Origin of the sequence: Bacillus sp. FSL K6-4563, from assembly GCF_038630405.1 — a bacterium.
In the GTDB taxonomy this organism is placed as follows: Bacteria; Bacillota; Bacilli; order Bacillales; family Bacillaceae; genus Bacillus; species Bacillus pumilus.
Genome location: NZ_CP152030.1, coordinates 1,148,503 through 1,173,343 on the forward strand (window position 1 = coordinate 1,148,503; position 24,841 = coordinate 1,173,343).

At 41.6% G+C, this 24,841-nt stretch carries 23 protein-coding genes and 1 other annotated feature; of the genes, 20 read left to right on the forward strand and 3 right to left on the reverse strand.

Annotated elements, in window-relative coordinates; all coding sequences use genetic code 11:
- Positions 1–62: 62 nt before the first annotated feature.
- The 5 genes from MHH54_RS05570 to MHH54_RS05590 all read left to right on the forward strand — a co-directional run bounded on the left by MHH54_RS05570 (position 63) and on the right by MHH54_RS05590 (position 6,862).
- Positions 63–1,124 (forward strand): carbamoyl phosphate synthase small subunit, encoded by a 1,062-nt coding sequence (locus MHH54_RS05570; RefSeq protein WP_003211597.1) that lies wholly within the window; start codon positions 63–65, stop codon positions 1,122–1,124.
- Entirely contained in the window at positions 1,117–4,197 is a 3,081-nt protein-coding gene (locus MHH54_RS05575; RefSeq protein WP_226805007.1) for a carbamoyl phosphate synthase large subunit, read from the forward strand. Before MHH54_RS05570 ends, MHH54_RS05575 begins: the two co-directional genes overlap by 8 nt.
- Positions 4,194–5,144: an ornithine carbamoyltransferase gene (gene argF, locus MHH54_RS05580; protein ID WP_003211887.1), complete on the forward strand. Its 951-nt coding sequence runs from the start codon at positions 4,194–4,196 to the stop codon at positions 5,142–5,144. The genes MHH54_RS05575 and argF overlap by 4 nt, the downstream gene beginning before the upstream one ends.
- A gap of 102 nt (positions 5,145–5,246) precedes the next feature.
- The gene (locus MHH54_RS05585; protein WP_003211282.1) at positions 5,247–5,426 is read left to right on the forward strand and encodes a YjzC family protein; all 180 of its coding nucleotides are present in this window, start codon (positions 5,247–5,249) and stop codon (positions 5,424–5,426) included.
- 170 nt (positions 5,427–5,596) lie between these two features.
- Positions 5,597–6,862, forward strand: coding sequence for an MFS transporter (locus MHH54_RS05590; protein ID WP_003212461.1), 1,266 nt, complete (start codon positions 5,597–5,599; stop codon positions 6,860–6,862).
- A gap of 116 nt (positions 6,863–6,978) precedes the next feature.
- On the opposite strand, the gene MHH54_RS05595 is transcribed toward MHH54_RS05590, so the two are convergent.
- Complete coding sequence (locus tag MHH54_RS05595; protein ID WP_044139919.1) at positions 6,979–7,173, reverse strand: YjzD family protein; 195 nt, start codon at positions 7,171–7,173, stop codon at positions 6,979–6,981.
- A 211-nt stretch (positions 7,174–7,384) separates the two neighbouring features.
- Between MHH54_RS05595 and MHH54_RS05600 the strand changes: the two genes are divergently transcribed.
- From MHH54_RS05600 to MHH54_RS05615, 4 genes are all read left to right on the forward strand, one after another.
- On the forward strand, positions 7,385–8,125 hold the full coding sequence (locus MHH54_RS05600) for a hypothetical protein (protein WP_003211061.1): 741 nt from the start codon (positions 7,385–7,387) through the stop codon (positions 8,123–8,125).
- Between the two features lie 75 nt (positions 8,126–8,200).
- Complete coding sequence (locus MHH54_RS05605) at positions 8,201–8,776, forward strand: nad binding enzyme (RefSeq protein WP_137054791.1); 576 nt, start codon at positions 8,201–8,203, stop codon at positions 8,774–8,776.
- Between the two features lie 90 nt (positions 8,777–8,866).
- A complete protein-coding gene (locus MHH54_RS05610) occupies positions 8,867–9,829 on the forward strand; it encodes a BMP family ABC transporter substrate-binding protein (RefSeq protein ID WP_268493153.1) in 963 nt (320 codons plus the stop codon).
- Between the two features lie 10 nt (positions 9,830–9,839).
- Positions 9,840–10,037 carry a ComZ family protein gene (locus MHH54_RS05615; protein ID WP_106029967.1) on the forward strand — a complete coding sequence of 66 codons (198 nt, stop codon included), beginning with the start codon at positions 9,840–9,842 and terminating at the stop codon, positions 10,035–10,037.
- 10 nt (positions 10,038–10,047) lie between these two features.
- Here MHH54_RS05615 and MHH54_RS05620 read toward each other — a convergent pair whose 3' ends face one another.
- A complete protein-coding gene (locus MHH54_RS05620; RefSeq protein ID WP_342500777.1) occupies positions 10,048–10,281 on the reverse strand; it encodes a hypothetical protein in 234 nt (77 codons plus the stop codon).
- A gap of 169 nt (positions 10,282–10,450) precedes the next feature.
- Here MHH54_RS05620 and MHH54_RS05625 point away from each other — a divergent pair, with 169 nt between their 5' ends.
- The 9 genes from MHH54_RS05625 (at position 10,451) to MHH54_RS05665 (ending at position 20,356) form a co-directional block, all read left to right on the forward strand.
- Complete coding sequence (locus MHH54_RS05625; RefSeq protein WP_003212296.1) at positions 10,451–11,389, forward strand: beta-ketoacyl-ACP synthase III; 939 nt, start codon at positions 10,451–10,453, stop codon at positions 11,387–11,389.
- A gap of 21 nt (positions 11,390–11,410) precedes the next feature.
- Entirely contained in the window at positions 11,411–12,652 is a 1,242-nt protein-coding gene (fabF, locus tag MHH54_RS05630; RefSeq protein ID WP_003211631.1) for a beta-ketoacyl-ACP synthase II, read from the forward strand.
- 77 nt (positions 12,653–12,729) lie between these two features.
- A complete protein-coding gene (locus MHH54_RS05635) occupies positions 12,730–13,524 on the forward strand; it encodes a DUF2268 domain-containing protein (RefSeq protein WP_268493149.1) in 795 nt (264 codons plus the stop codon).
- A gap of 170 nt (positions 13,525–13,694) precedes the next feature.
- On the forward strand, positions 13,695–14,675 hold the full coding sequence (locus MHH54_RS05640) for an ABC transporter ATP-binding protein (RefSeq protein ID WP_044139925.1): 981 nt from the start codon (positions 13,695–13,697) through the stop codon (positions 14,673–14,675).
- Complete coding sequence (locus tag MHH54_RS05645) at positions 14,672–15,694, forward strand: dipeptide ABC transporter ATP-binding protein (RefSeq protein WP_342500778.1); 1,023 nt, start codon at positions 14,672–14,674, stop codon at positions 15,692–15,694. The genes MHH54_RS05640 and MHH54_RS05645 overlap by 4 nt, the downstream gene beginning before the upstream one ends.
- A gap of 83 nt (positions 15,695–15,777) precedes the next feature.
- Positions 15,778–17,412, forward strand: coding sequence for a peptide-binding protein (locus MHH54_RS05650; protein ID WP_342500779.1), 1,635 nt, complete (start codon positions 15,778–15,780; stop codon positions 17,410–17,412).
- A gap of 133 nt (positions 17,413–17,545) precedes the next feature.
- Positions 17,546–18,496: an ABC transporter permease gene (locus MHH54_RS05655; protein ID WP_050945293.1), complete on the forward strand. Its 951-nt coding sequence runs from the start codon at positions 17,546–17,548 to the stop codon at positions 18,494–18,496.
- Between the two features lie 33 nt (positions 18,497–18,529).
- Complete coding sequence (gene opp4C, locus MHH54_RS05660) at positions 18,530–19,429, forward strand: oligopeptide ABC transporter permease (RefSeq protein WP_003212337.1); 900 nt, start codon at positions 18,530–18,532, stop codon at positions 19,427–19,429.
- A 174-nt stretch (positions 19,430–19,603) separates the two neighbouring features.
- Complete coding sequence (locus tag MHH54_RS05665; RefSeq protein WP_050945290.1) at positions 19,604–20,356, forward strand: YjbA family protein; 753 nt, start codon at positions 19,604–19,606, stop codon at positions 20,354–20,356.
- A gap of 35 nt (positions 20,357–20,391) precedes the next feature.
- On the opposite strand, the gene trpS is transcribed toward MHH54_RS05665, so the two are convergent.
- A complete protein-coding gene (gene trpS, locus MHH54_RS05670; protein ID WP_106029962.1) occupies positions 20,392–21,387 on the reverse strand; it encodes a tryptophan--tRNA ligase in 996 nt (331 codons plus the stop codon).
- A gap of 53 nt (positions 21,388–21,440) precedes the next feature.
- Positions 21,441–21,659 (reverse strand) — a binding site (T-box leader).
- Positions 21,660–22,140: 481 nt separating this feature from the next.
- Here trpS and MHH54_RS05675 point away from each other — a divergent pair.
- Both MHH54_RS05675 and MHH54_RS05680 read left to right on the forward strand, forming a co-directional pair.
- Positions 22,141–23,778: a peptide ABC transporter substrate-binding protein gene (locus MHH54_RS05675; RefSeq protein WP_050945285.1), complete on the forward strand. Its 1,638-nt coding sequence runs from the start codon at positions 22,141–22,143 to the stop codon at positions 23,776–23,778.
- A gap of 115 nt (positions 23,779–23,893) precedes the next feature.
- The gene (locus MHH54_RS05680) at positions 23,894–24,838 is read left to right on the forward strand and encodes an ABC transporter permease (RefSeq protein WP_050945284.1); all 945 of its coding nucleotides are present in this window, start codon (positions 23,894–23,896) and stop codon (positions 24,836–24,838) included.
- Positions 24,839–24,841: the final 3 nt, after the last annotated feature.

A 24,841-nucleotide genomic window follows, 5' to 3' on the forward strand; every position in this document is an offset into this window, starting at 1 on the left:
TGCATCTAAACGCATAAAAATGCATCTATATTACTAATTATTCAATTTGGGGTGACACAAGCATGAAAGGTTATTTAAATTTAGAAGATGGAGCCTCTTTTGAAGGAGATCTGACAGGAGAAGCTGGCATGACAGGTGAAGTGGTTTTCTTTACAGGGATGACAGGTTACCAAGAGGTGCTCACAGACCCTTCCTATAAGGGACAAATCATTGTTTTCACATATCCACTCATCGGAAATTATGGCATTAATCATGAAGACTTTGAGAGCAAAAAACCACAAGTGAAAGCTGTCGTTGTGTATGAAGCAGCGGATCATTTCTCTCACCATCTTGCAGCGGTTAGCTTAAAAGATTATTTACAGAAGTGGAACATTCCGCTTCTGACTCATACCGATACACGTGCAGTCGTGCAAAACATCCGGGCAAATGGGACGATGAACGCTGTGATCAGTGTAGACGAAAACGAAACACCGCCGGCCATGAAACAAGACAATGTGATCGCACAGGTGACAGAGGATGAAATCTACACTCAAGGCAGCGGCGAGGAACATGTAGCGCTTATTGATTTTGGCTTTAAAAAATCAATAGCAGATTCGCTTGAAGCGCGCGGCTGTAAAGTAACCGTCATTCCGTACAAACAGCTGGAAAAGGTGTTTGAAATGAAGCCAGATGCGGTCCTGCTATCGAATGGACCTGGAGATCCCAAAACAATGAAGCCATATTTAAAAACCATTCATGACATCATGATGACCTTCCCGACACTTGGAATCTGCTTAGGTCATCAATTAATCGCTCTTGCACTTGGCGGGGATACGTATAAGCTTCCATTTGGCCACCGCGGGGCGAATCACCCTGTACAAGATACAGAATCCAAACGTGTTTTCATGACAAGTCAGAATCACAGCTATGTGGTGAATGAAAAAAGCATGAATGACAAAGAAGTGGACGTGAAATTCCTTCATGTTAATGATGGATCTGTCGAAGGATTCATTCATAAAGAGAAGCTCATTATGTCAGTTCAATTTCATCCAGAAGCACACCCAGGTCCTGCTGAAAGTGAATGGGTATTCGATGATTTTATTGAGAAAGTGAAACAAGCAAGGAGAGAAGTTGCACATGCCTAAAGATCAAAGCATACAAACCATTCTAGTCATCGGGTCTGGTCCAATCATCATTGGTCAGGCAGCTGAATTTGATTACTCAGGAACACAAGGATGTATGGCCCTAAAAGAAGAGGGCTACAAAGTGATTTTAGTGAATAACAATCCAGCAACCATTATGACAGACGAATCATTTGCTGATGAAATCTATTTTGAACCGCTTTCAGTTGATTCAGTGACAAGAATCATCGAAAAGGAAAAACCAGATGGTCTTTTAGCCAACCTTGGCGGACAGACCGCTTTAAACCTTGCTGTCGAGCTCGAAAAAGCCGGTGTGCTGAAAAAGCACGGGGTAACCCTGCTCGGAACGTCAGTTGAAACAATTGAAAACGGTGAAGATCGAGAGAAATTCCGTGCTCTCATGAAGCAGTTGAACGAACCTGTGCCAGATAGTGAAATTGTGGATAATGCAAAGGATGCCCTTCAATTTGCAAAAGAAGTAGGCTTCCCAGTCATTCTAAGACCAGCATACACACTTGGCGGTAAGGGCGGCGGAATTGCTTTAACAGAAGAAGCGTTTAAACCGCTCATTGAAGGAGCCCTTTTAGCGAGCCCGATTCATCAGTGTTTAGTTGAAAAAAGCATTGCGGGCTTTAAAGAAGTCGAATATGAGGTCATGAGAGACCGTCAAAATACGTGTATTACGGTTTGTAATATGGAAAATATCGATCCAGTTGGTGTGCATACAGGAGATTCGATTGTCGTTGCACCTTCGCAAACATTAACAGACCAGGATTATCAAATGCTTCGTTCAGCAAGCCTGAAAATCATTTCAGCACTCGATGTAGTCGGGGGATGCAACATCCAATTCGCCCTTGATCCACTCAGTAAAGAATACTTTGTCATTGAGGTGAATCCGCGGGTTAGTCGTTCATCTGCTCTTGCCTCAAAAGCAACGGGCTATCCGATTGCTAAAATGGCAGCAAAGCTTGCGGTAGGCTATACACTAGACGAACTGAAAAACCCGCTCACAGGCACAACTTATGCTAGTTTTGAGCCGGCACTCGATTATGTCGTCGTGAAATTCCCGCGCTGGCCGTTTGATAAATTTAAACAGGCAGATCGGCAATTAGGTACAAAAATGAAGGCGACTGGCGAAGTCATGGCGATTGACCGTAATTTAGAGTCAGCCATCCAAAAAGCGGTCGCCTCTCTTGAAATCAAAACAAAGGGTTTCCACCTGCCAGAATTGAAAGATCAATCGACTGAACAACTATTTGAGCTTGTCAAAACACCAGACGATCGACGTTTCTTTGCTGTCATGGAACTTCTTTCAAGACAGGAAACGGTTGAAGCGATCCATCAAGCGACGAAAATCGATCTATTCTTCTTACATGTATTCAACAATATGATCACGCTCGAACAGGAATTGAAGAACCATGAAGGAACGCTCTCCAAAGACATCTTGAAAAAGGTAAAGGAAAAGGGCTTTCTTGATGAAACGATTGCTCTTCTAACAGGCAATAGTGAAGAGGCTATTAGACAGCTTCGTCAAGAATATGGCATTACGGCTTCATTTAAGATTGTCGACACATGTGCAGCGGAATTTGATGCAAAAACGAACTACTTCTATTCCACATACTTTGGCAAAAGTGATGGAGAGCATCAAGAGAAAACAAAACAGCGTGCACTCATCATTGGCTCTGGTCCAATTCGAATTGGGCAAGGAGTCGAGTTTGACTATAGTGCGGTGCATGGCGTTCTTACCCTGCAAAAGCTTGGCTTTGAAACGATCATGATGAACAACAATCCAGAGACGGTCAGTACGGATTATGAAATCGCAGATCGTTTATATTTTGAGCCCATTACATTAGAGCACATCTTAAACGTTGTGGAAGCAGAGCAAATTGATTTCGTCATCGTTCAATTTGGCGGACAGACTGCCATCAATGTAGCAGAAGGCTTAGAAAAAGCGGGCATTACGTTGTTAGGTACATCCTTTGACACGCTAGATGCGCTGGAAGATCGTGATCTGTTCTATCAGCTTCTTGATGAACTGAACCTACCTCATGCAAAAGGAAATACAGCTCATTCAAAAGAAGAAGCGCTCACGCATGCTAACAGCATCGGTTACCCTGTGTTAATTCGCCCATCGTATGTCATTGGCGGAATGGGAATGATTGTTGTCCAGTCAGAAGCGCATTTGACGTCACTACTTGATCAGCCAGATCATTTGCCGTATCCAATTTTAATTGATGAGTATGTCACTGGAAAAGAAGTTGAAGTGGATCTGATTTCTGACGGAAAAACGACCTTCATCCCAACGATCGTGGAGCATATTGAGAAAGCAGGCGTCCATTCAGGTGACAGCTTTGCCATCTTACCAAGTGTCTCCATCAGCGAGGACATCAAACAGCAGGTGCATATTGCGTCCGAACAAATAGCGAAGAAATTAGCGTTTAAGGGCATTATGAATATCCAATTTGTGATCAAAGGGGATCAGGCGCTTGTACTAGAGGTGAATCCGCGGGCGAGCCGGACCGTTCCAGTTGTCAGCAAGGTGATGGGCATTGACATGATTCCACTTGCGACTCAATTACTAGCTGGTGCAACGCTTGAAGAACTGAACCCAGTAACGAAAAACAAAGGGGGAACAGCGGTCAAATTCCCAGTCTTCTCATCACATGCCATTCAAGATATTGACTTAAAGCTGACACCTGAAATGAAAGCGACAGGAGAAGGAATGTGTGTAGGCAAAAACGCCGAAAGCGCCTTGAAAAAAGTGTTTGCGTCGATCTGGCATCAGAAAGGTAGCCTCTTTATAAAAGGCAGTGAACAATTGGTAGATGAAGCAAAACATGCAGGCTTTGACGTCTGGACGGACAGCTTTGACACTTGGCTGCAAAACGAAGATAAATCCCTTCATATCCATTTAGGCGAAGATGAAGAGGCAAAAGAGCAACGCGTAAAAGCACTCACACACGGCGTCCAAGTTCTAACAGAATATGAAACAGTTCAAGCATTCCTGCAAGGAAAAAATGGAGATGTATCACCAGTATCGCTCCAAGAATTATACAAAAAGGAAGTGACGGCATGAGTCAAGTTGACGTGCAACCGACATTATACGGAAAAGACTTTTTATCATTAAAAGATTTCTCAATCAATGACATTGCTTATTTAATTGAAAAAGCGGAAGAAATGAAACAAAACCCATACCAAGATTTATTCAAAGGGAAAACGTTAGCGATGATCTTTGAAAAATCGTCAACTAGAACCCGCGTGTCGTTTGAAGCGGGAATGACGCAGCTTGGGGGACATGCGCTCTTCCTCAGCTCAAATGATTTGCAAATCGGCAGAGGAGAAACGATCAGTGATACAGCGCAGGTGCTGTCTGGCTATGTAGACGGCATTATGATTCGAACCTTTGAACATGAGAAGGTCGAGGAGCTGGCACAATACGCGTCCATTCCTGTCATCAATGGACTGACTGACTACTCCCATCCATGCCAGGCACTTGCTGATTTATTGACGATAAAAGAAGCAAAAGGAACATTAAAAGGAATCAAAGTCGCCTACATCGGTGACGGAAATAACGTAGCTCACTCCTTGATGGTTGGCTGTGCGCAGCTAGGCTGTGATATTGCAGTTGCATCACCAAAAGGCTATGAACCACTTCAAGAAGTAACAGACACAGCACGTGAGTTTGCAAAACAATCAGGCGCAGAAGTCATCGTTACGACAGACCCTGTCGCTGCTGTCCAAAATGCAGATGTCATTTATTCCGATGTGTTTACAAGCATGGGGCAGGAAGCAGAAACAGAGAAACGCCTTGCTGAATTTAAAGAATATCAAGTCAATGACGCACTAATGCGTCATGCAGCAAAGGATTATATTTTCCTTCATTGTCTCCCGGCACACCGCGGAGAAGAAGTGACAGCAGACATTATTGACGGACCGCACTCAAAAGTATTTCAGCAGGCAGAAAACCGCCTGCATGTTCAAAAAGCATTAATCAAAGAGCTCATGTATCAACAAACCAAATAAATGAAAAGCATCCCTGACTCGTAGGAGCAGGGACTTTTTGCATAAAGGATTGGAGAAGCAAGTCACGGGACATAATAACATCATCGAGAAAGGAGGATGGAAATGGGTCAGCAGCATCAGTTTAAATCAGGGAATAAAGCACCAAATAATGGTGTGTATGTCGAGATCGGTGAAACCGGCAGTATGGTGAAAGATCCTTTAAAGATTAAGCTTCAAGCAGGCGACGTCTTTCCGGATAACTCGAACCATAACCGTGTTTGGACCTATCAGAGAAAGCCATAAGCAATTGACTAAGAGTCGGCTGGAATAAGTCTTTAGAGGCATGTGTCATGCCTCTTTTTTCTTTATAATAAAAAACAATTAAGTTCAAATTTTCAAATAAATAGTATGAATAAAAGAGAATTTAAGGTAAAATATGTAAGTGAGATTAACTAGTTGAAAGGATTTGTGTGATGGAAAAGATGAATCTCAGTGAAAGTGTTTGGAATAAACGCTTCACCTCATTATTCATATCAAGACTCATTAAAAACACAGGAGAAAGTTTTGCTTTTACATCCGTCCTTTGGCTATTGATTTTGAGAGGGGATGGAGCGCTCGGTACAGGACTTCTCCTAGCAGTAACCGTACTTCCTTCATCTTTGCTAGCCCCAATACTAGGACCTCTTATGAAAAAGCACCATTTGTCTAAATGGATGTTCGCTTCAGACGTCGTTCGAGCAACCATTGTACTCATTATTCCGCTACTGCATTTTTCGCATCTATTGCCATTATGGTTATTGATCTCATTAATGGTTATTCAATCGGCAACAGGTGCAGCGTATAACCCAGCCTCGGTGGCGATTTTACCGCAGATTGTACCGAAGCATCTGATTCAAAAAGCAAATGCCATCCTGCAATCTTCTTTTGAAATTGTCGCACTTGCAGCAGTCATGGTCGCTGGTCTCTTAGTCAAATTAATCGGACCTGCAGATACCCTGCTCATCACCACTGCCTTATTCATCATATCCGGCCTGTTTATTATCGGTGTTAAATTAAAGAAAACCGCTGAAGACAAAGCAGCAGGTATAAAACAAGCAAAGAATACATATTTTTATAACTTAAAAAGAGGGTTTCTCGTCGTCAAAAATCATCACATTTTATTTGCACTGACGCTGTATTGTATTTTAATGAATGTCGCTGCAGCTCCGTGGCAGGCACTATCTGCTGTATACGTAGCAGAAGCATTGCAAAGCGATTCTATGGTGTATTCCATTTTAAGAGGTGTTGCTGCAGTCGGCGCGTTTATGATGGGCTTTGCTCTGGCGAAGATAAAAATTAAGAGATTTGGTTTGTTCTTTATTGTCGCTGGTATGATTGAAGGAGCTGCGTTCTTTATCACAGGGATGAGTACATGGCTGCCAGTCGTTCTACTAGCTTCCTTTATATTCGGTGCCGCCGTTAGTGCGATCAATGTACCGGAAATGGTCATTATTCAAACGTCTGTCGACCAAGATGATCAGCCGCAAGTATACGCGGTGATCAATGCTTCATCAAATGTTTTCCTCCCGTTTGCAGCTGTCGTATCAGGCGTTCTGGCAGAAAGATTTGGAGCGGGACCTGTCATTGCTGGCGGCGGGGTCCTTGAAATTTTATCAGGTATCGCGATCTTCCTGTTTACAGGGCTTGCGAAAAGCCATTTGACAGCAGACAAACAGAAGTCCGAAACCGTCGAGGTGTAATCAATAAAAAACCCCCTGTAGCTGCAGGGGGTTTTAGCGTACCGCTTTTCAAGCAAAAAGAAAAAGAGCTAAAATCAAGATCATTTTAGCTCTTTCTCGCATTCATCTCTTACGTATTAAGAGTGTTTTGTTGAACTTTCCGTTTCTTTCATTGGACTTACTTCAGCAAAGATGAATAAAATAACCGTAAACACCACTGCAAGAATAGAAGTCAAAGTAAAGTCATAAGCAGCGCCATTCATCGAAGCAACGATGTAACCAGCCATATGTGTCAGCAGAAAAGTCCAAATGAGGGTGATAATATAACGCATAATCCCACCGTCCTTTATGTAACAATCTATTGATTATCATACCATAGATACGAGTGAGGGGAAAAGACTGTTTTAGCCTTTATGTGACCATTTTTAGACCTTCTTCTATAAAAATAAAAAGAATTCTTCTGTCATTAGGGGATTTCCTTATTCCTACAAGAGTTGTTGTTCATATCATAGAAAGCAGAATCACTGAAAGGAGGCTGGCCATATGGGTGTAAGCGAACGGTTTTTCCAGCTTGGTTCCCAGTGGAACGTCATTCATCTTCCTCAAAAACCAAATGGCTTTGGCATTCTTATCCTCGGTGACCGAAATCACTTTGTGCAGGAAAATACATCATTCTGGCTTCAGCACTATGGAAGAAACCAGCTTTTAACTGCCTTAAAGGATGAAGGATATACATTGTTTAATAGTCATCTTCATGGGAATCACTGGGGATGCGAAGATGCTGTTTTTAGTACAAAGCAGCTCGTTCATCACACATTAAAACAAGAAATATTAAACCGGGAAATTCATGTGCTGGCAGAGGGGATGGGTGCACTCGTTGCTATGAGCCTTGCTGAAGAGATGCCAGAAGTGCTAAGATCCATTGCGATGGTGAATCCATGTCTGCATCTCTATGCACAACGGGAAAGAGAAAAGGAACACAAATTCTTTTATAAACAGCTAATCAAAGAATTAGCGAAGAGCTACGGCTGCTCTGAAAAGGAAGCGGAAACGTATCCGCTCCCAGCTTGCCCTGTTCATTCTGCTCATGTACCGATTCACATATGGCAAAGACTAAACGGCGCACCCTATGCATATGAACTGCATGCAAAGCCTTTTATTGATCAGCACATGAAGAATCCAGAGCATTGTCAGATCGATCTCACCTTGCATATGTTTGATCATCCGAGAAGAATCTTTCAATCCATTCACAAGTTTTATAAATCGCATGAAAGAGAATTGTGATGAATAGGATGATAACAGCCCTTCATGGAAAGGGCTCTTCTTTTTATTCGATAAGTTAAAAAAGGGGACATGGACATGGAGACAGGACTGATCATAGGGGCAGATGAATTTTTTGGCCTAGCGCTGTGTGAATATATGATGAAAGAGGGCATTCAAATGGATATCACATGCCCTCATGAGCAAACAGAAGAGCAAAAGAGGTTATTAGAAGAACGAATGATGTGGCTTGGCAGAAATGATCTTTTCCGTGTCATTGACCTTCAGGATGGGAAAGACACGTATGATCTGATCTTTATTCAATCAGAAGAACCAGACAAAAGATACGAAGACTTGAAAGCGGCGCAAGGTATGTACCGGGTTCTTTACGAAAAAAACGAAGACGAATCATCCAATCAGAATGTGCCGGCTGTTATTCTTCCTCGTATGTTTGGACCATGGACACTTGATAAAGAAAGAACGAAGCGTGATGAGGCATTTTTTGTAGAAGATGTAGCAAGGGATTTGTTCAAGTGGGCATCAGGCTCTGAACAAAGACAGGAAATAACACATGAATTGAAGGTAGAAAGACAAACAGATGACAAACAAGCAGAAGAAATGATGGCAGAATGGAAAAGACAAAACTCAACATTTTTCGACAAAAAGCAAGAATGATCTTCCATCTTATCTTTTTTCAGTATAAAATAAACCTATATTTAACATACAGGTTCATGCCTGCATGTGGCAAAGGGAGTTGAACATGGCATGAAGTATCAGCGGCTTGTCATGATCTTTTCGTTCCTTCTCCTATTATCTGCCTGCTCACAGGCACCTTTAAAAGGACAGATTGAGAAGGTGGGTTTACTCGTCCCCGATACAATTAATGATCAAGTTTGGGGAACGAAAGGTTATAAAGGCTTATTAAATATTCAATCAACATTTGGTGTAGATGTTTATTATAAGGAAGGAATGGTCGACAAAGAGAAAATCGTTGATGCCATTGAAGAATTTCACAAAAAAGGAGTCAATTTGATTATTGGCCATGGCAGTGAATACAGCGAAATTTTCAACATCATTAGTGAAGATTATCCGAAAACACAATTTATCACGGTAAATGGAAACAAGCCTCAGGCGGATAATGTTGCGAATGTGACGTTTAAAGGTGAAGCGATGGGCTTTTTTGGAGGCATGACAGCAGCCCATATGTCAAAAACAAAAAAGATTGGTATTCTTGCTACATATGATTGGCAAAGCGAAGTAGACGGCTTTATCAAAGGTGCAAAGTATCAAGATGAACATGTACAAGTGCTTGCCGAGTTTGTCGAAAACTGGGATGATGCGGACAAAGCCGTGGAGCTCTATCGAAAATTGGAAAAACAGGGCGTAGATGTTGTATATCCAGCAGGTGATGGTTATAATATCCCTGTCATTGAACAAATAAAAGCCGATAATTTATCAGCGATCGGATATGTCACCGATCAATCCAACCTCGGCAGCCATACCGTCTTAACAAGCACAGTCCAGCATGTGGATAAAGCGTATAGTATTATTGCGAAGAAATTTAATGAAGGCAAGCTAAATGCACAAGGTGAGTACTCCTTTGACTTTAAAGAAGGAGTGATCGAAATGGGGAAATTTAGTTCCACCATTGACCGTGCTTTTTTGAAAGACATTGAAAGTGATATTGCGTCTTACAAAAAAACTGGCAAACTGCCAAATGAAAAGTGAGGATCAGGCGATGCAACACGAAAAATCGATGGCGTTTTTACAAATTGCCATGAAGTATTTTCCGCAGGCAAAAGAAGAATTAGATAAAGCAGGTATTCAGCTTGAGCCTGAAGCTCTTCAGCCGCTTTTATCATTGTTTACATCTGTCATGCAAGAGGCTTATGAGCTTGGAAAAGCAGATGCAGAATCAGAAAAAGCCACAGAATAGTGGCTTTTTTCTATGATAATTTTTTCTTGAAGGCACTAATCATAGGGCCAACATCTTTAAACACAGGCTTCAGCTCATCGATCGAGTTCATAATGTTCCCAATTTGGTTCATGACATGCATGTAGTCAATGGACTCTTCACTTGAAGTTGTTTCTGCTCGTTCCTCCTTTGCTTCTGTCTTGCCTTTCTCCTTTTCAAGCGGCTGTCCAAACATCATCGCCGAAAAAATATCTTTTTGCGCCATATCAAATGCTCCTTTCTACGATTGGTATATCAATAATCTATGAAAAAAGTGAGAGGAAAGGTTAGACGTTTGTATTGCCAAGGAGAAAAAAATAAGTTAAAATTAGTACCAGATACTAATATAAGATCACAATATCACATGCTCGTATGAGTAAAAGGAGTCTTATTCAATGAATGCTGGAATTATTGGCCTTGGCCGCTATATACCTGAAAAAGTGTTAACAAATCTTGATTTAGAAAAAATGGTTGAAACTTCTGACGAATGGATTCGTACTAGAACAGGTATAGAAGAAAGAAGAATTGCTTCTGATGATGTCAATACATCACATATGGCGCTTGCTGCTGCAAAAAAAGCATTAGCTGACGCAAATGTAGCTGCAGAAGATATCGATATGATTCTTGTGGCGACAGTCACGCCAGATCAATCATTTCCGACAGTCGCTTGTATGATTCAAGAGCAGCTCGGTGCACATAAAGCATGTGCAATGGATATTAGCGCTGCGTGTGCTGGCTTTATGTATGGGCTTGTTACTGGAAAACAATTTATCGAATCAGGTACGTTCAAGCACGTGCTCGTCGTTGGCGTTGAAAAACTTTCTCGCATTACCGACTGGGATGACCGCAATACTGCTGTTCTGTTTGGAGATGGAGCAGGTGCTGCTGTGTTAGGAGAGGTCAGCGAAGGGAAAGGAATTCTCTCATTTGAGCTTGGAGCCGATGGAAGAGGCGGTAAGCACTTGTACTTAGATGAAAAAGATCATACAATCATGAATGGACGAGAAGTATTTAAATTTGCTGTAAGACAAATGGGCGAGTCAAGCGTAAACGTCATCGAAAAAGCTGGACTATCAAAAGAAGACGTTGACTTCTTGATCCCGCATCAAGCAAATATTCGCATTATGGAAGCAGCCCGCGAACGCCTAGAGCTGCCAGTTGAAAAAATGTCGAAGACAGTCCATAAATATGGAAACACATCAGCAGCATCCATTCCGATTTCACTATGTGAAGAAATCGAAGCCGGAAAAATTCATGACGGCGATGTGATTGTAATGGTAGGTTTTGGTGGCGGATTAACGTGGGGCGCAATCGCTATGCGATGGGGCCGATAAAAGAGTGAGGTGCACAAATTAATGGATAAAAAACGAGTAGTTGTTACAGGATTGGGTGCTTTGACACCTCTTGGCAACGATGTAGAATCAACATGGAAAAATGCTTTAGCAGGTGTATCAGGAGTTGGACCAATCACACGTGTCGACTCAAGTGAATATACAGCAAAAGTGGCTGCAGAATTAAAAGATTTTAACATTGAAGATTACATGGAGAAAAAAGAAGCACGAAAAATGGCACGCTTCACACAATATGCAGTCGTTGCTGCTCAAAAGGCGCTAGAAGATTCACGTCTTGAAATCACAGATGAAATCGCACCGCGTGTTGGTGTATGGGTTGGATCTGGTATTGGCGGACTTGAAACATTTGAAGAGCAGTTTGAAGTGTATTCAAATAAAGGGGCAAGACGCGTAAGCCCGTTCTTCGTTCCAATGATGATTCCAGATATGGCAACAGGCCAAATTTCAATTGCACTTGGCGCAAAAGGGGTTAACTCTTGTACTGTAACAGCATGTGCAACAGGAACAAACTCAATTGGTGATGCATTTAAAGTCATTCAGCGCGGAGATGCAGATGCGATGATCACAGGCGGAACAGAAGCGCCGTTAACAAAAATGTCGTTTGCTGGCTTCTGTGCGAACAAAGCTCTTTCGACAAATCCTGATCCAGAGACAGCAAGCCGTCCATTTGACAAAAACCGTGACGGATTTGTGATGGGTGAGGGTGCAGGGATTGTCGTTCTTGAAGAACTTGAGCATGCATTAAAACGTGGCGCGACGATTTATGCAGAAATTGTTGGATATGGATCAACTGGAGATGCGTATCATATTACAGCACCGGCTCCAAACGGAGAAGGCGGCGTACGCGCAATGAAAGAAGCGATTCGAGATGCTGGTTTGTCTGTGGAAGAAATTGATTATATCAATGCCCACGGAACAAGCACACCGTACAATGATAAATTTGAAACAATGGCGATTAAAGAAGTGTTCGGAGAGCATGCGAATCAGCTTGCGATCAGTTCGACAAAATCGATGACAGGTCACTTACTTGGCGCAGCAGGTGGAGTAGAAGCTATTTTCTCTGTGCTTGCGATTAAAGACAGCGTTATTCCTCCAACCATTAACCTTGTAACACCGGATGAAGAATGTGATCTTGATTATGTGGCAAATGAAGCACGTTCAAAAGAAGTACAAGTGGCTCTAAGTAACTCACTTGGCTTTGGCGGACATAATGCGACAATTATCTTTAAAAAATACGAAGCGTAATATTTCCTAAGAAGGCGGCGATCTATAATCAGATCGCCGCTTTTTTGCATATGATGAAAATGGAGGTGTTTAGCGGTATGGGTCTAGTCAATACACAATATCTCATTCATCAATCTTCATCATTTCAGGAGCTTGCGTCGCGTTTTGTTCCTTATTTTAAAGGGGCGGAGGAAAAAGAATGGTCCTCTATTCTCTCCCACCTGCAGCATCACGGCATGATTCGGTCTTTTCGATCATGCAAAGACATGATCGACAAGCTCAAAGAAAAAGGGTACTTCCAGCTCGTCATGAAAGAATACCGGGCGCTGCAAAAGCAGTGGAAAGGCCCTGACATTCCAGTCTTTATTTTGCCAGTCAATGAGAGCAGTAAAGAAATTAGAGAGCAATTTTATTATCAATCCGGCATGGCATTTGACGACAAGGTCTTTCTCTTTTTGTCGCCAAATACCCCGAAAGAACGTATCGGCACATTGCTGACTCATGAATATCACCATGTATGTAGGTTGCATTTTCTCACGAAAGAAGAAAAAGATTTTACATTCCTTGATACAATCATGATGGAGGGACTCGCTGAATATGCTGTGTATCATAGATACGGAGAAAGCTATACAGCCAAATGGACCACTCTCTATGACGAATCGCAGCTTCAGCGTATGTATACGAAATGGGTATCCAGTCATCTTGATCAAAAAGTGCAGGATGACGAAAGACTGATACAGAACCTCCTTTATGGAAAAGGGAACTACCCCAAAATGCTTGGTTACGCCACTGGGTATTATATTGTGAAAAAGTATTTCAATGAGCACAGAATCAGCGAGGAGTCTATGATTGCAGAGCCGTCCGAAACTTTTTTAAAGGCGATAGACTCATAAAGTGAATGATTCACATAAAAAGAGACATATTACAAATTTACTAAATTCTTCTTGATTTCGTCATAACAATGTAATAATATACAAATATAAATTTTGATAATTCTTTTTATTCGAAAAAGATGAAATTTTTAGATTTTGTTCTATTGATTGATGGTGAAAGGGGCGAATACATGACCACGCTGCTTGAAGTGCAGAACTTAAAAACCTATTTTTTTAGAAAAAAAGAAGCGATACCTGCTGTAGATGGCGTTGATTTCAGTATCAACAGAGGAGAAACTGTCGCATTAGTCGGTGAGTCTGGATCTGGCAAAAGCATTACGTCCTTATCCATTATGGGCTTGATTAACGGCACTGGTGGAAAAATTATGGACGGTTCCATCAAGCTAGATGGTAAGGATCTCGTTACATATGGTGAAAAGGAATTATGCAGCATTCGTGGTAATGACGTGTCGATGATCTTTCAGGAGCCCATGACCTCACTCAATCCCGTCTTAACCATCGGGGAACAAATAACAGAAATCCTCATCTATCACAAAAAACTTTCAAAAAAAGAAGCGACGAAAAAAGCGATTGACCTGCTGAAGCTTGTTGGTTTTTCCAGACCGGAACAAATCATCAAAGATTATCCGCACCGTTTATCAGGCGGCATGCGGCAAAGAGTGATGATTGCCATTGCGCTAAGCTGTGATCCAAAGCTTCTCATTGCAGATGAACCGACAACGGCACTAGATGTGACCATTCAATCCCAGGTGCTCACATTGATGAAAGATTTATGCACGACATTTGGTACATCGATTCTCCTCATTACTCATGATCTAGGTGTCGTGTCTGAAGTGGCAGATCGAGTCATTGTCATGTACTGCGGACAGGTTGTTGAAAATGGGACCGTCGAAGAATTATTTGATCAGCCGCTGCATCCTTACACAGAAGGGCTGCTTGAATCGATTCCTGTCATTGACGGAGACATACAGCCGCTAACAGCGATAAAAGGGAATGTCCCTGCGCCAGATCAGCTTCCAGCCGGCTGCCGCTTTGCTCCTAGATGCCCGCAAGTGAAGGAGCGCTGCCTAGGTGAACTGCCTAAGCTGAGGACTTTTGAAAATGGCAGAAGCGTCAGATGCTTCTTATATGAGGAGGCAGACCAAACATGACCCTTGCTCAAAATCAACCACATGCAACAGATCTAATAGAGAAAGAAACCATTCTTGAACTGAAACAAATCAAAAAACATTTTCCGATTAAAGCAGGTGTCTTTCAGAAGAAAGTCGGTGCAGTCAAAGCTGTTGACGGCATAGATTTGAAGATTTATAAAGGTGAAACGTTAGGGATAGTGGGGGAATCAGGATGCGGTAAATCGACATTAGGCCGGACCATGATTCGTTTATATGAACCAACTGACGGTCAAATCCTTTTTAAAGGGCAAGATATCTCCCGTGTATCAGAATCAAAGCTAAGACAATCAACACGAAAAAACATCCAAATGGTTTTTCAAGATCCCTTTGCATCACTCAACCCTAGAAAAACACTTCGAAGCATCATCAAAGAACCCTACAAAACACACCACTTATATTCCTTAAAAGAAAGAAATGAAAAAGTAGAACAGCTTTTATCAAAGGTGGGTCTTCATCCAAGCTTTGCAAATCGCTATCCCCACGAATTTTCTGGCGGGCAGAGGCAGAGAATCGGCATCGCTCGTGCGCTTGCCATGAATCCCGAAATGATCATCGCAGATGAGCCGGTCTCAGCACTCGATGTATCCATTCAGGCGCAGGTGATTAACCTGATGGAGGAGCTTCAGGAGGAATTTGATCTGACCTATCTATTTATCTCTCATGACTTAAGTGTGGTCAGGCACATTAGTGATCGAGTCGGCGTGATGTATCTCGGCAAAATGATGGAGCTTGCTGATAAGCACAGCCTGTACGATGAACCGCTCCATCCATATACACAGGCATTGCTTTCTTCTGTCCCTGTTACCCGTAAAAAAGGTCAGATCAAAAGAGAACGGATCATGCTTCAAGGCGATCTGCCAAGTCCTGCAAATCCGCCAAAAGGATGCGTATTTCACACAAGATGCCCGCATGCGAAACAAATCTGTAAAGAAACAATACCAGCATTTCAAGAATTAAAACCAAACCACTTCGTTGCCTGTCACCTCTACGACACTTAATCGGCTTGGATGATTTCATCTTTGAGAGGGGGGATGAAGCGGCATCTGTCGTCATTTCTAAAAAAGGATAGGGGGAATTGTATATGAAAGGTAGAAATAGAAAATCCATATTGATCAGTTTACTGCTTATTTTCACGCTCATGCTTGCGGCTTGCTCTAGTGGAAATAAAACCTCTGGAGAAAGTGAAAAGAAATCCACCGGTAAACCTGTACAGGGCGGAGATCTTGTTATCGGTTCTATTGCAGAACCAACATTATTTAATTCGTTGTATTCAACAGATGTGGCTAGCTCTGATATTGAAGAAAGAATCTACAGCTTTTTACTTCAAACTGATGGAAAGCTGAACCCTCAGCTATCACTCGCAGAAGATATTAAAGAATCTGATGACGGGAAGCAGTTTGATGTGACCATTAAAAAAGGCGTAAAGTTTCATGATGGAGAAGAATTGACAGCTGATGATGTTGTGTTTACATACAGCATTCCGATCAATAAGGACTACAACGGGGAGCGCGGATCAGGATTTGAAGTATTAGATTCAGTTAAAAAGACAGGGGATTACTCAATCGAATTCAAGCTCAATAAAAAAGATCCCTATTTTTATAATGTCACACTAGGAAGCTACGGCATTTTGCCTAAGCATATTTTAGGTGATGTGCCTATAAAAGATCTCGGTGAAAATGAATTTAACCGAAAAAAACCAATTGGTTCTGGTCCATTTAAATTTGCCGAGTGGAAAGAAGGCGACTACGTGAAACTAGAAGCCTTTGACGATTATTGGGATGGACGTCCATATCTTGATACCGTCACGATTAAAACGATTCCTGATCAGAACGCAGCAATTGCCCAGCTTTCAGCAGGTGATATTGATTTCTTTGCTGTACCGGGAGCAGAGCTGCAAACGGCTGAAAAAGTCAACAACATTAAAATTGAATCTGATCTAGGGCTCAATTATTCATACATTGGCTGGAACCAGAAAAATGATCTGTTTAAAAGTAAAAAGGTCCGTCAAGCGCTGACACATGCCATTGATCGTCAAACGATTGTTGATCAAGTGTTAGATGGAGACGGCAAAGTAGCCAACATTCCAGAAAGTCCGCTGTCATGGAACTATCCGAAGAATGAAAGTGTTCCAGTATTTGAGTTTGATCAAGAAAAAGCGAAAAAGATGCTGAAAGAAGAGGGTTGGGAGGATACAGATGGAGATGGCTATCTTGATAAGGACGGTAAAAAATTCTCCTTTGTCATAAAGACCAACCAAGGAAACAAAGTCCGTGAAGATATTGCTGTCGTTGTCCAGCAGCAGCTCAAAGAAATTGGTGTGGAAGCGAAGCCGCAAATTGTGGAATTCAGTGCACTCATTGAGCAGACGACACCGCCTAAGTGGGATTATGATGCGCTGCTGCTCGGCTGGAGCCTTGCCACATTCCCTGATCAATTCAGCATCTTCCACTCAAGCCAGTCAGAAAAAGGCTTGAATAACATCTGGTATAAAAATAAAGAGGTCGATAAGCTGTTAGTAGATGCCAAGAATTTAAGCGATCGAAAAGAATATTCAAAGGCATATGAAAAAATTTATGAATTGATCGCAGAAGATCAGCCATATACGTTCCTTTATTATGCCAACTCACATCGCGCGATGCCATCTAATCTCCAAGGCTACTCTTACCACCCGAAAGATGAGTATTACAAAATCGAGAAATGGTGGATTGAACAGTAGGCTGCTAGTGAAAAAGGGGAGGGTTCTCCCCTTTCAGCGTGAAGACACCAAAAAAGACAGAGGGCTAAAATAAAGACCATTTTAGCCCTTTTTCATCACAGTATGGCGATCCGATGAAAAAGGAGTTGTGCATATGGTTACATATATCATTAGAAGGACACTGCTTTCCATTCCCATCTTATTCGGGATTACCATTTTGTCCTTCGCCATTATGAAAGCAGCACCAGGCGATCCGATGTCACTTATGATGGACCCAACCATTAGTGCGGCAGACCGGGAAGCTTTTATTGATAAGTACGGCTTGAACGACCCTGAATATGTGCAGTATATGAAATGGCTTGGCAATATGCTTCAAGGTGACTTTGGCACCTCTATTGTTAAAAAGGGAACGCCTGTGGCTGATTTGATTTTTGCCCGGCTGCCAAATACCCTCATCCTCATGATCTTTTCTACATTAGTTGCCCTGATCATCGCCATCCCATTCGGTGTTCTTTCAGCAAAACGTCCATATACAAAGCTAGACTATGGCATTACATTTACATCTTTTATCGGACTGGCTATTCCGAACTTTTGGTTTGGACTCATTCTAATAATGGTTTTATCTGTGAATTTAGGATGGTTCCCGACAGGCGGCGTCTCTACCTTAAACGCCGATTTTAATGTATTTGACCGGCTTCATCACATCATTTTACCAGCCTTTGTTTTAGCAACCGCTGATATGGCAGGGCTCACCCGGTACACAAGGTCGAGTATGCTTGATGTCATGAGGCAGGATTACATTCGAACCGCAAGAGCGAAAGGCTTTCGAGAAAACAAAGTCATTTTCAAGCACGGGTTAAGAAACGGTCTTATGCCTGTCATTACAATTTTTGGATTGATGATACCATCCTTTATTGGTGGTGCAGTCGTGGTGGAACAAATTTTCACTTGGCCAGGGCTTGGAAAGCTGTTCATTGATTCTGCCTTTTCGAGAGATTATCCGGTCATTATGGCGATGACTGTTATTTCCGCAGTGCTCGTGGTGGTTGGAAATTTAATTGCGGATATTCTCTATGCGATCGTTGATCCGCGTATTGAATATTAGAAGGGAGCTGAAGCACAATTGGCACAGCCTAATATGGGAACACCTCCTGTTGATCTCAAATTAAAGGAGGGTCTTCCGCCAAAGCCAGAGACGATGCTGCGTTTATTTTGCGAGAAATTTTTCAAAAATAAATTGGCGGTTGCCGGCTCCGTGATCTTATTGGTCATTATCTTTTCAGCCATTTTCGCTCCTGTGATTGCCCCTTACGCACCAGAGCAGCAAGATTTATTAAAACGGCTCCAGCCGCCAAGTGTTGAGCATTTGATGGGAACTGACAAGTTTGGCAGAGATATTTTCTCAAGGGTGCTTTATGGCGCGAGGGTGTCTTTGTTAGTCGGTTTCGTTTCGGTGGTCGGTGCGATTACCATTGGCACTGTGGTCGGAGCGGTAGCGGGGTATTTCAAAGGATTTGTTGATTCCTTGTTAATGAGATTTGTGGATGTCGTGTTGTCGATTCCCGACATTTTTCTCTTGATCACGCTCGTTACTATTTTCAAACCGGGCATTGATAAATTGATTTTAATCTTTGCTTTGACCGGATGGACCACAACCGCGAGACTGATCCGTAGTGAATTTTTATCACTGCGAACAAGAGAATTCGTACTCGCAGCAAGAACCATTGGAACGAAAAACCATGTCATCATCTTTTCGCATATTTTACCGAACTGTATCGGTCCTATTATTGTGTCAGCTACATTAAAAGTCGGTTCCGTCATTTTAGCCGAATCAACGCTGAGCTATCTAGGGTTTGGCATACAGCCGCCAACAGCGAGCTGGGGCAACATGCTGCAAGATGCACAAAACTTCTCGATTATGGTGCAAGCGTGGTGGTATCCGCTCTTCCCAGGTTTACTGATATTGCTGACCGTTTTATGCTTTAATTTCTTAGGAGATGGGCTGAGAGATGCGCTTGATCCTAAAAAGTTAAAGTAATGCCTCATTTTTATGACAAGATGAAAGGGACTCTGCGGCACCCTTTCTTTTCTTTATGTCATAAAGAAAAGCATGCCATCATTCACTCCGCTTGAAGTTTAATAAAGTTGGAATAATTTCTCTATCCCTTGCCCATACTGTGGACAACAGTTTTTATAAAGTGAGGGATTGGTTATGTTATTTCTTCATGACGTATGGGTGAATTGGTTTGAAGGGGAAGAAAATGGCTACAATGTGTGTCATTTTCATGAGTGGCGCAAGGAGGACAGTGTGGAGCTGTTAGATCAAGTACCTTTACTCAAGGTGCAGAGTCCTTTGTATGATTACATAGAGAATGATCTTTCAGAGCTGCCGAAGACGCTGCTAGAATCTGTTTTTGAGAAATCATATATTCGAAAAAATCATGAACGGCGTAAATTAGAATATTGCTTTGTGGTGACAGACGGCATACGAATTATTGCTGTGGATACGATTGGGTATTCCATTCCTGTGAGGAAAAGCCGCTTAATCCCAAGGCAGGAGCAATTGGTGTATGAAATGGTGAAGGATGTGAAGGCTGAGGAATATGAATTCTCTCAGGACCGTCTTGAGTCGGCGAAGGAGTATCATATTTTGTCTTTGCCTCCGCAGCACATCAGCGGATTAACGAGAAAAGAAAGACAGCTGAAGCAGCTAATGTTTATGGCGCTCGATCAATTAAAAGGTCTTCAAAACAGGGCGGAGATTGCGTATTGGTATACGGAATGGAATCCGCGCATGTACAATCAAATCAAACGAATGTCATTCGAAGAGATTTGGAACATGCTTTACAATGAAACCATTGATGGATGGTCAGAGAATCATTTAGCATTTTGTGAAAAAATGATTAAGGGACAGCCGTTTTTTGAAAAACTTTGGGAAATGGAAAACGAATCAAAGGTGAATTAGAAAAAGCTTGCAGCGTGATGTGCTGCAAGCTTTTTTTATTTGCGCTTTCTGCCAAGACCCATTGCATTTTCCATTTTTTTCAGCATTTTGTTTGCTGCGCGGTTTGCTTTTTCAGCACCTTCGTCAAGAATGCGATCAAGCTCGTCTGACTCAATGAGTTCATAGTATCGATCTTGAATTGGTTTTAAAGCATCAACAACGACGTTCGCAAGATCTCCCTTAAACTCACCATACCCTTTGCCCTCATACTTTTGCTCAAGCTCTGCAATCGATATGTTACCTAACACAGAGTAAATCGTCAGCAAGTTGGCAATCCCAGGCTTGTTCTCTTTGTCGAACTTAACGATGCCTTCTGAATCCGTCACAGCACTTTTGATTTTCTTTTCAAGCTGCTTTGGTTCATCTAATAAAGTAATGAACGATTTTTGGTTCGGATCGGATTTGCTCATCTTTTTCACCGGATCTGCTAAAGACATAATCCGAGCGCCTTCTTTTGGAATCTTCACTTCAGGTACAGTGAAGATGTCATTGTATTTGCGGTTAAAACGTTCAGCAAGCGTTCTAGTCAATTCAAGATGCTGCTTTTGATCTTCTCCGACAGGGACTAAATCAGTACCATATAATAAGATATCGCCAGCCATTAATGGGGGATACGTTAATAGTCCTGAAACAACCGCTTCCTTACCAGCGGATTTGTCCTTAAATTGGGTCATTCTTTCTAATTCCCCAATATAAGCAACACATTGCAGCATCCATCCTGCCTGGGCGTGAGCAGGTACCTCTGATTGGATAAACAATGTCGCCTTCTCCGGATCAAGTCCAACCGCTAAATAAAGAGCTGCTAAGCTTCTAATATTTTGGCGAAGGGCTAGCCTGTCCTGACTCACCGTAATCGCATGCTGGTCGACTACACAAAAATAGCCGTGATAATCATGCTGCAAATCGACAAATTGCTTCATCGCTCCAATATAGTTCCCCAATGTGACCGAACCACTCGGCTGAATGCCTGAAAAAATTGTCTTCTTTGTCATACTAAAACCTCTTTTCTTCAATATAAAAAGGCCCACCCATCACTTTTCAACAGAAAAGGGACGAATGAACCGTGGTACCACCCTTGTTATTTCACATGGAAATCACTCAAGACGTTGATATCGGAGACTGCTCCGTCTAAGCCTACTTACTTCTAAAAGTGTTCGGTTAGCTGCTCCAAAGCCCATTCCATACATGCCATTATCTGCTCGCACCAGCCGCAGACTCTCTGTTAATGGTGAATATATGTACTCTTCTTTTTCATCGCAACATTATGTCTATCTATTATAAAGGATGACCATGAAAAAGTCACGAAGCCCTCATGTGACATTCTCATCATGTCGTTTGACACTTAAAATTTTAGGTAAAATACCAACTATCTGTCAGAATTTTTTAAAAAAGGATGATTAATTATATGTATAAAACATTATTCCTGCTGAATTTGTTAAATTATTTTAATCAATTTCCGCTTTAATTTGTTGAAGTGATTGAGACTTTAGTTTATAAAAATCCCTCTTTATCCCCATTTACGTTTTTTAAAAATATATGAAATTGATATTGCAATAAATTATTCTATTCATTATAATTAATTTGTTCACACGTTTGTGCTAGGCTCTTTACATAGTGAAAATTCAGAAAAAACAAAAGAAATAGAAAGTAAGCTATTTAGGGACTTTTTTACGCTATTTCTTAAATCTGAATCTCATCTTCTATCGAGACCTTTGAACTAAAACATATTATAAGGGGGAATACAGTTGAAAAAGCGTTGGTCTGTTGTTACTTTAATGCTTATTTTCACACTTGTATTAAGCGCTTGTGGTTTCAGCGGAAACAAATCAGGCGACAGCACGAGCAGTTCTGGAGAGGCTAAAACAACACTAAATGTGAATATCTCCACTGAGCCTTTTTCTCTACATCCGGGATTGGCAAATGATTCAACTTCAGGAAGTGTCATCCGTCAGACTTTTGAGGGATTAACAAGAATTAACGCTGAAGGTAAGCCAGAAAATGCAATGGCTTCTGATATCAAAACAAGTGCTGATGGTAAAACATACACATTCACACTTCGTGATGCAAAATGGTCTAATGGTGACCCTGTCACAGCTAAAGATTTCGAATATGCTTGGAAATGGGCATTAGATCCTAAAAATGAATCTCAATATGCTTACCAGCTTTACTATATTAAAGGTGCTGAAGCAGCGAACAAAGGGAAAGCGAAAGTTGCTGATGTTGGTATTAAAGCAAAAGATGACAAAACGCTTGTAGTTGAGCTAGAGAACCCAACACCGTTCTTTACTGAACTAACTGCATTCTATACGTATATGCCAGTCAACAAAAAAGTGGCTGAAAAGAATAAAAACTGGTACACAAATGCTGGTGAAAACTACGTATCTAACGGACCATTCGTTCTTTCTAAATGGAAACATGGCGGTTCTATCACGCTTGAAAAGAACAATGAATACTGGGATAAAGACACTGTGAAATTGAAAAAGATTAACATGTCTATGATCAAAGACACAAACACTGAGCTTAGCATGTTCAAAAAAGGTGAGCTTGACTGGGCTGGTTCTCCAACTGGAAACCTTCCAACAGAATCTTTACAAACATTGAAAAAAGATGGCGGTCTTAAAATTCAAACGATCGCTGGTATTTATAACTACAAATTCAACACAGAATCAAAACCTTTAAATAATGCAAACATCCGTAAGGCCCTTGCATACTCAATCAACCGTCAAGCAATTGTTGACAAAATTACGCAAGGTGAACAAGTTCCAGCAATGGCAATCGTTCCTCCAACAATGGAAGGATTTACTGATAACAAAACTGGCTACTTCAAAGATCACGATGTAGCAACTGCTAAAGAATTTCTTGAAAAAGGTGTGAAAGAATTAGGTTATAAGTCAGTTTCTGATCTTCCAGCATTGAAACTTTCTTACAACACAGATGAAGCTCACCAAAAGATTGCACAAGCAATTCAAGAAATGTGGAAAAAAGATTTAGGTGTGAAAGTTGAACTTGATAACTCTGAGTGGAACGTATACATCGACAAAATCCACAGTGGAGATTACCAAATTGGGCGTATGGGCTGGTTAGGTGACTTCAACGATCCAGTGAACTTCCTTGAGCTTTACAAAGATAAAGACGGTGGAAACAACGACACTGGATGGGAAAACAAAGAGTATCAACAATTGTTGAATGATTCTGCGAAAGAAACAGATAAAACGAAGCGTGAAGAAATGCTGAAAAAAGCAGAGAAAATCATCATCGACGATATGCCTATAGCACCAATCTACTTCTACACTCAGCTTTGGGTACAAGATCCAAAACTTAAAGGTGTCGTCGTATCTGGACTTGGTGATGTTCAATACAAATGGGCTCATTTCGAAAAGTAAGAGTATAGTGTAAGAGATCTACGGCAAGGATCTTAAGGTATATGGAGGATGTCTCTCCATATACCTTTCTTGCTGATTAGAGAAAATGTTGTAAAATCATGGAGGTGCAATTCCGTTGCTTAAATATATCGGTAAGCGATTAATATATATTTTAATCACACTGTTTGTTATTGTAACTGCAACTTTCTTTCTCATGCAGGCAGCACCTGGTGGTCCATTCTCTGGGGAGAAGAAACTTCCTGCTGAAATTGAAGCAAACCTAAACGAGCACTACGGGTTGGACAAGCCCTTATTTGTTCAATATGTAAGCTACTTAGGTTCAGTTGCAAAATTAGATTTTGGTCCCTCATTTAAATATAAAGGACAAACCGTAAATGACTTAATCGGTTCTGGGTTCCCCGTTTCCTTTACCCTCGGAATTGAGGCAATTCTCCTCGCATTAGCATTTGGTGTATTGTTTGGGGTCCTTGCAGCGCTCTATCATAACAAGTGGCAAGACTATACGATTGCCATTTTAACGATCTTTGGAATCTCAGTTCCAAGTTTCATTTTAGCGGCGCTACTACAATATGTATTTGCATCTGAGGCAAGCATTTTAGCGATTTTCCCAGTTGCAGGATGGGAGTCTTGGGCCAGCACCGTACTACCTTCTATTGCACTTTCCTTCATGCCAATGGCATTTATCGCTAGACTTTCACGGTCAAGTATGCTTGAAGTGCTAAACAGTGACTACATTAGAACGGCTAGAGCGAAAGGATTAACAAAATCAGCTGTGACGATCAAACACGCGATTCGAAACGCATTGTTACCTGTCATTACTTACATGGGACCAATGGCTGCTTCAGTTTTAACAGGTAGTTTTGTCGTGGAGAAGATTTTCGGTATTCCTGGATTAGGCTCTCACTTTGTCACAAGTATTACAAACCGTGATTACACCGTCATCATGGGTGTCACAGTCTTCTACAGTATTATTCTATTAATCAGTATTCTAGTCGTTGACATCCTCTACGGTATTATCGATCCTAGAATTAAACTGACGAAGGCGAAGAAAGGGGTCTAACAC

Coding starts and splice junctions, on each gene's coding strand:
- MHH54_RS05570 (WP_003211597.1), top strand. CDS start 63: ATGAAAGGTTATTTAAATTTAGAAGATGGAGCCTCTTTTGAAGGAGAT.
- MHH54_RS05575 (WP_226805007.1), top strand. CDS start 1,117: ATGCCTAAAGATCAAAGCATACAAACCATTCTAGTCATCGGGTCTGGT.
- argF (WP_003211887.1), top strand. CDS start 4,194: ATGAGTCAAGTTGACGTGCAACCGACATTATACGGAAAAGACTTTTTA.
- MHH54_RS05585 (WP_003211282.1), top strand. CDS start 5,247: ATGGGTCAGCAGCATCAGTTTAAATCAGGGAATAAAGCACCAAATAAT.
- MHH54_RS05590 (WP_003212461.1), top strand. CDS start 5,597: ATGGAAAAGATGAATCTCAGTGAAAGTGTTTGGAATAAACGCTTCACC.
- MHH54_RS05595 (WP_044139919.1), bottom strand. CDS start 7,173: ATGCGTTATATTATCACCCTCATTTGGACTTTTCTGCTGACACATATG.
- MHH54_RS05600 (WP_003211061.1), top strand. CDS start 7,385: ATGGGTGTAAGCGAACGGTTTTTCCAGCTTGGTTCCCAGTGGAACGTC.
- MHH54_RS05605 (WP_137054791.1), top strand. CDS start 8,201: ATGGAGACAGGACTGATCATAGGGGCAGATGAATTTTTTGGCCTAGCG.
- MHH54_RS05610 (WP_268493153.1), top strand. CDS start 8,867: ATGAAGTATCAGCGGCTTGTCATGATCTTTTCGTTCCTTCTCCTATTA.
- MHH54_RS05615 (WP_106029967.1), top strand. CDS start 9,840: ATGCAACACGAAAAATCGATGGCGTTTTTACAAATTGCCATGAAGTAT.
- MHH54_RS05620 (WP_342500777.1), bottom strand. CDS start 10,281: ATGGCGCAAAAAGATATTTTTTCGGCGATGATGTTTGGACAGCCGCTT.
- MHH54_RS05625 (WP_003212296.1), top strand. CDS start 10,451: ATGAATGCTGGAATTATTGGCCTTGGCCGCTATATACCTGAAAAAGTG.
- fabF (WP_003211631.1), top strand. CDS start 11,411: ATGGATAAAAAACGAGTAGTTGTTACAGGATTGGGTGCTTTGACACCT.
- MHH54_RS05635 (WP_268493149.1), top strand. CDS start 12,730: ATGGGTCTAGTCAATACACAATATCTCATTCATCAATCTTCATCATTT.
- MHH54_RS05640 (WP_044139925.1), top strand. CDS start 13,695: ATGACCACGCTGCTTGAAGTGCAGAACTTAAAAACCTATTTTTTTAGA.
- MHH54_RS05645 (WP_342500778.1), top strand. CDS start 14,672: ATGACCCTTGCTCAAAATCAACCACATGCAACAGATCTAATAGAGAAA.
- MHH54_RS05650 (WP_342500779.1), top strand. CDS start 15,778: ATGAAAGGTAGAAATAGAAAATCCATATTGATCAGTTTACTGCTTATT.
- MHH54_RS05655 (WP_050945293.1), top strand. CDS start 17,546: ATGGTTACATATATCATTAGAAGGACACTGCTTTCCATTCCCATCTTA.
- opp4C (WP_003212337.1), top strand. CDS start 18,530: ATGGGAACACCTCCTGTTGATCTCAAATTAAAGGAGGGTCTTCCGCCA.
- MHH54_RS05665 (WP_050945290.1), top strand. CDS start 19,604: ATGTTATTTCTTCATGACGTATGGGTGAATTGGTTTGAAGGGGAAGAA.
- trpS (WP_106029962.1), bottom strand. CDS start 21,387: ATGACAAAGAAGACAATTTTTTCAGGCATTCAGCCGAGTGGTTCGGTC.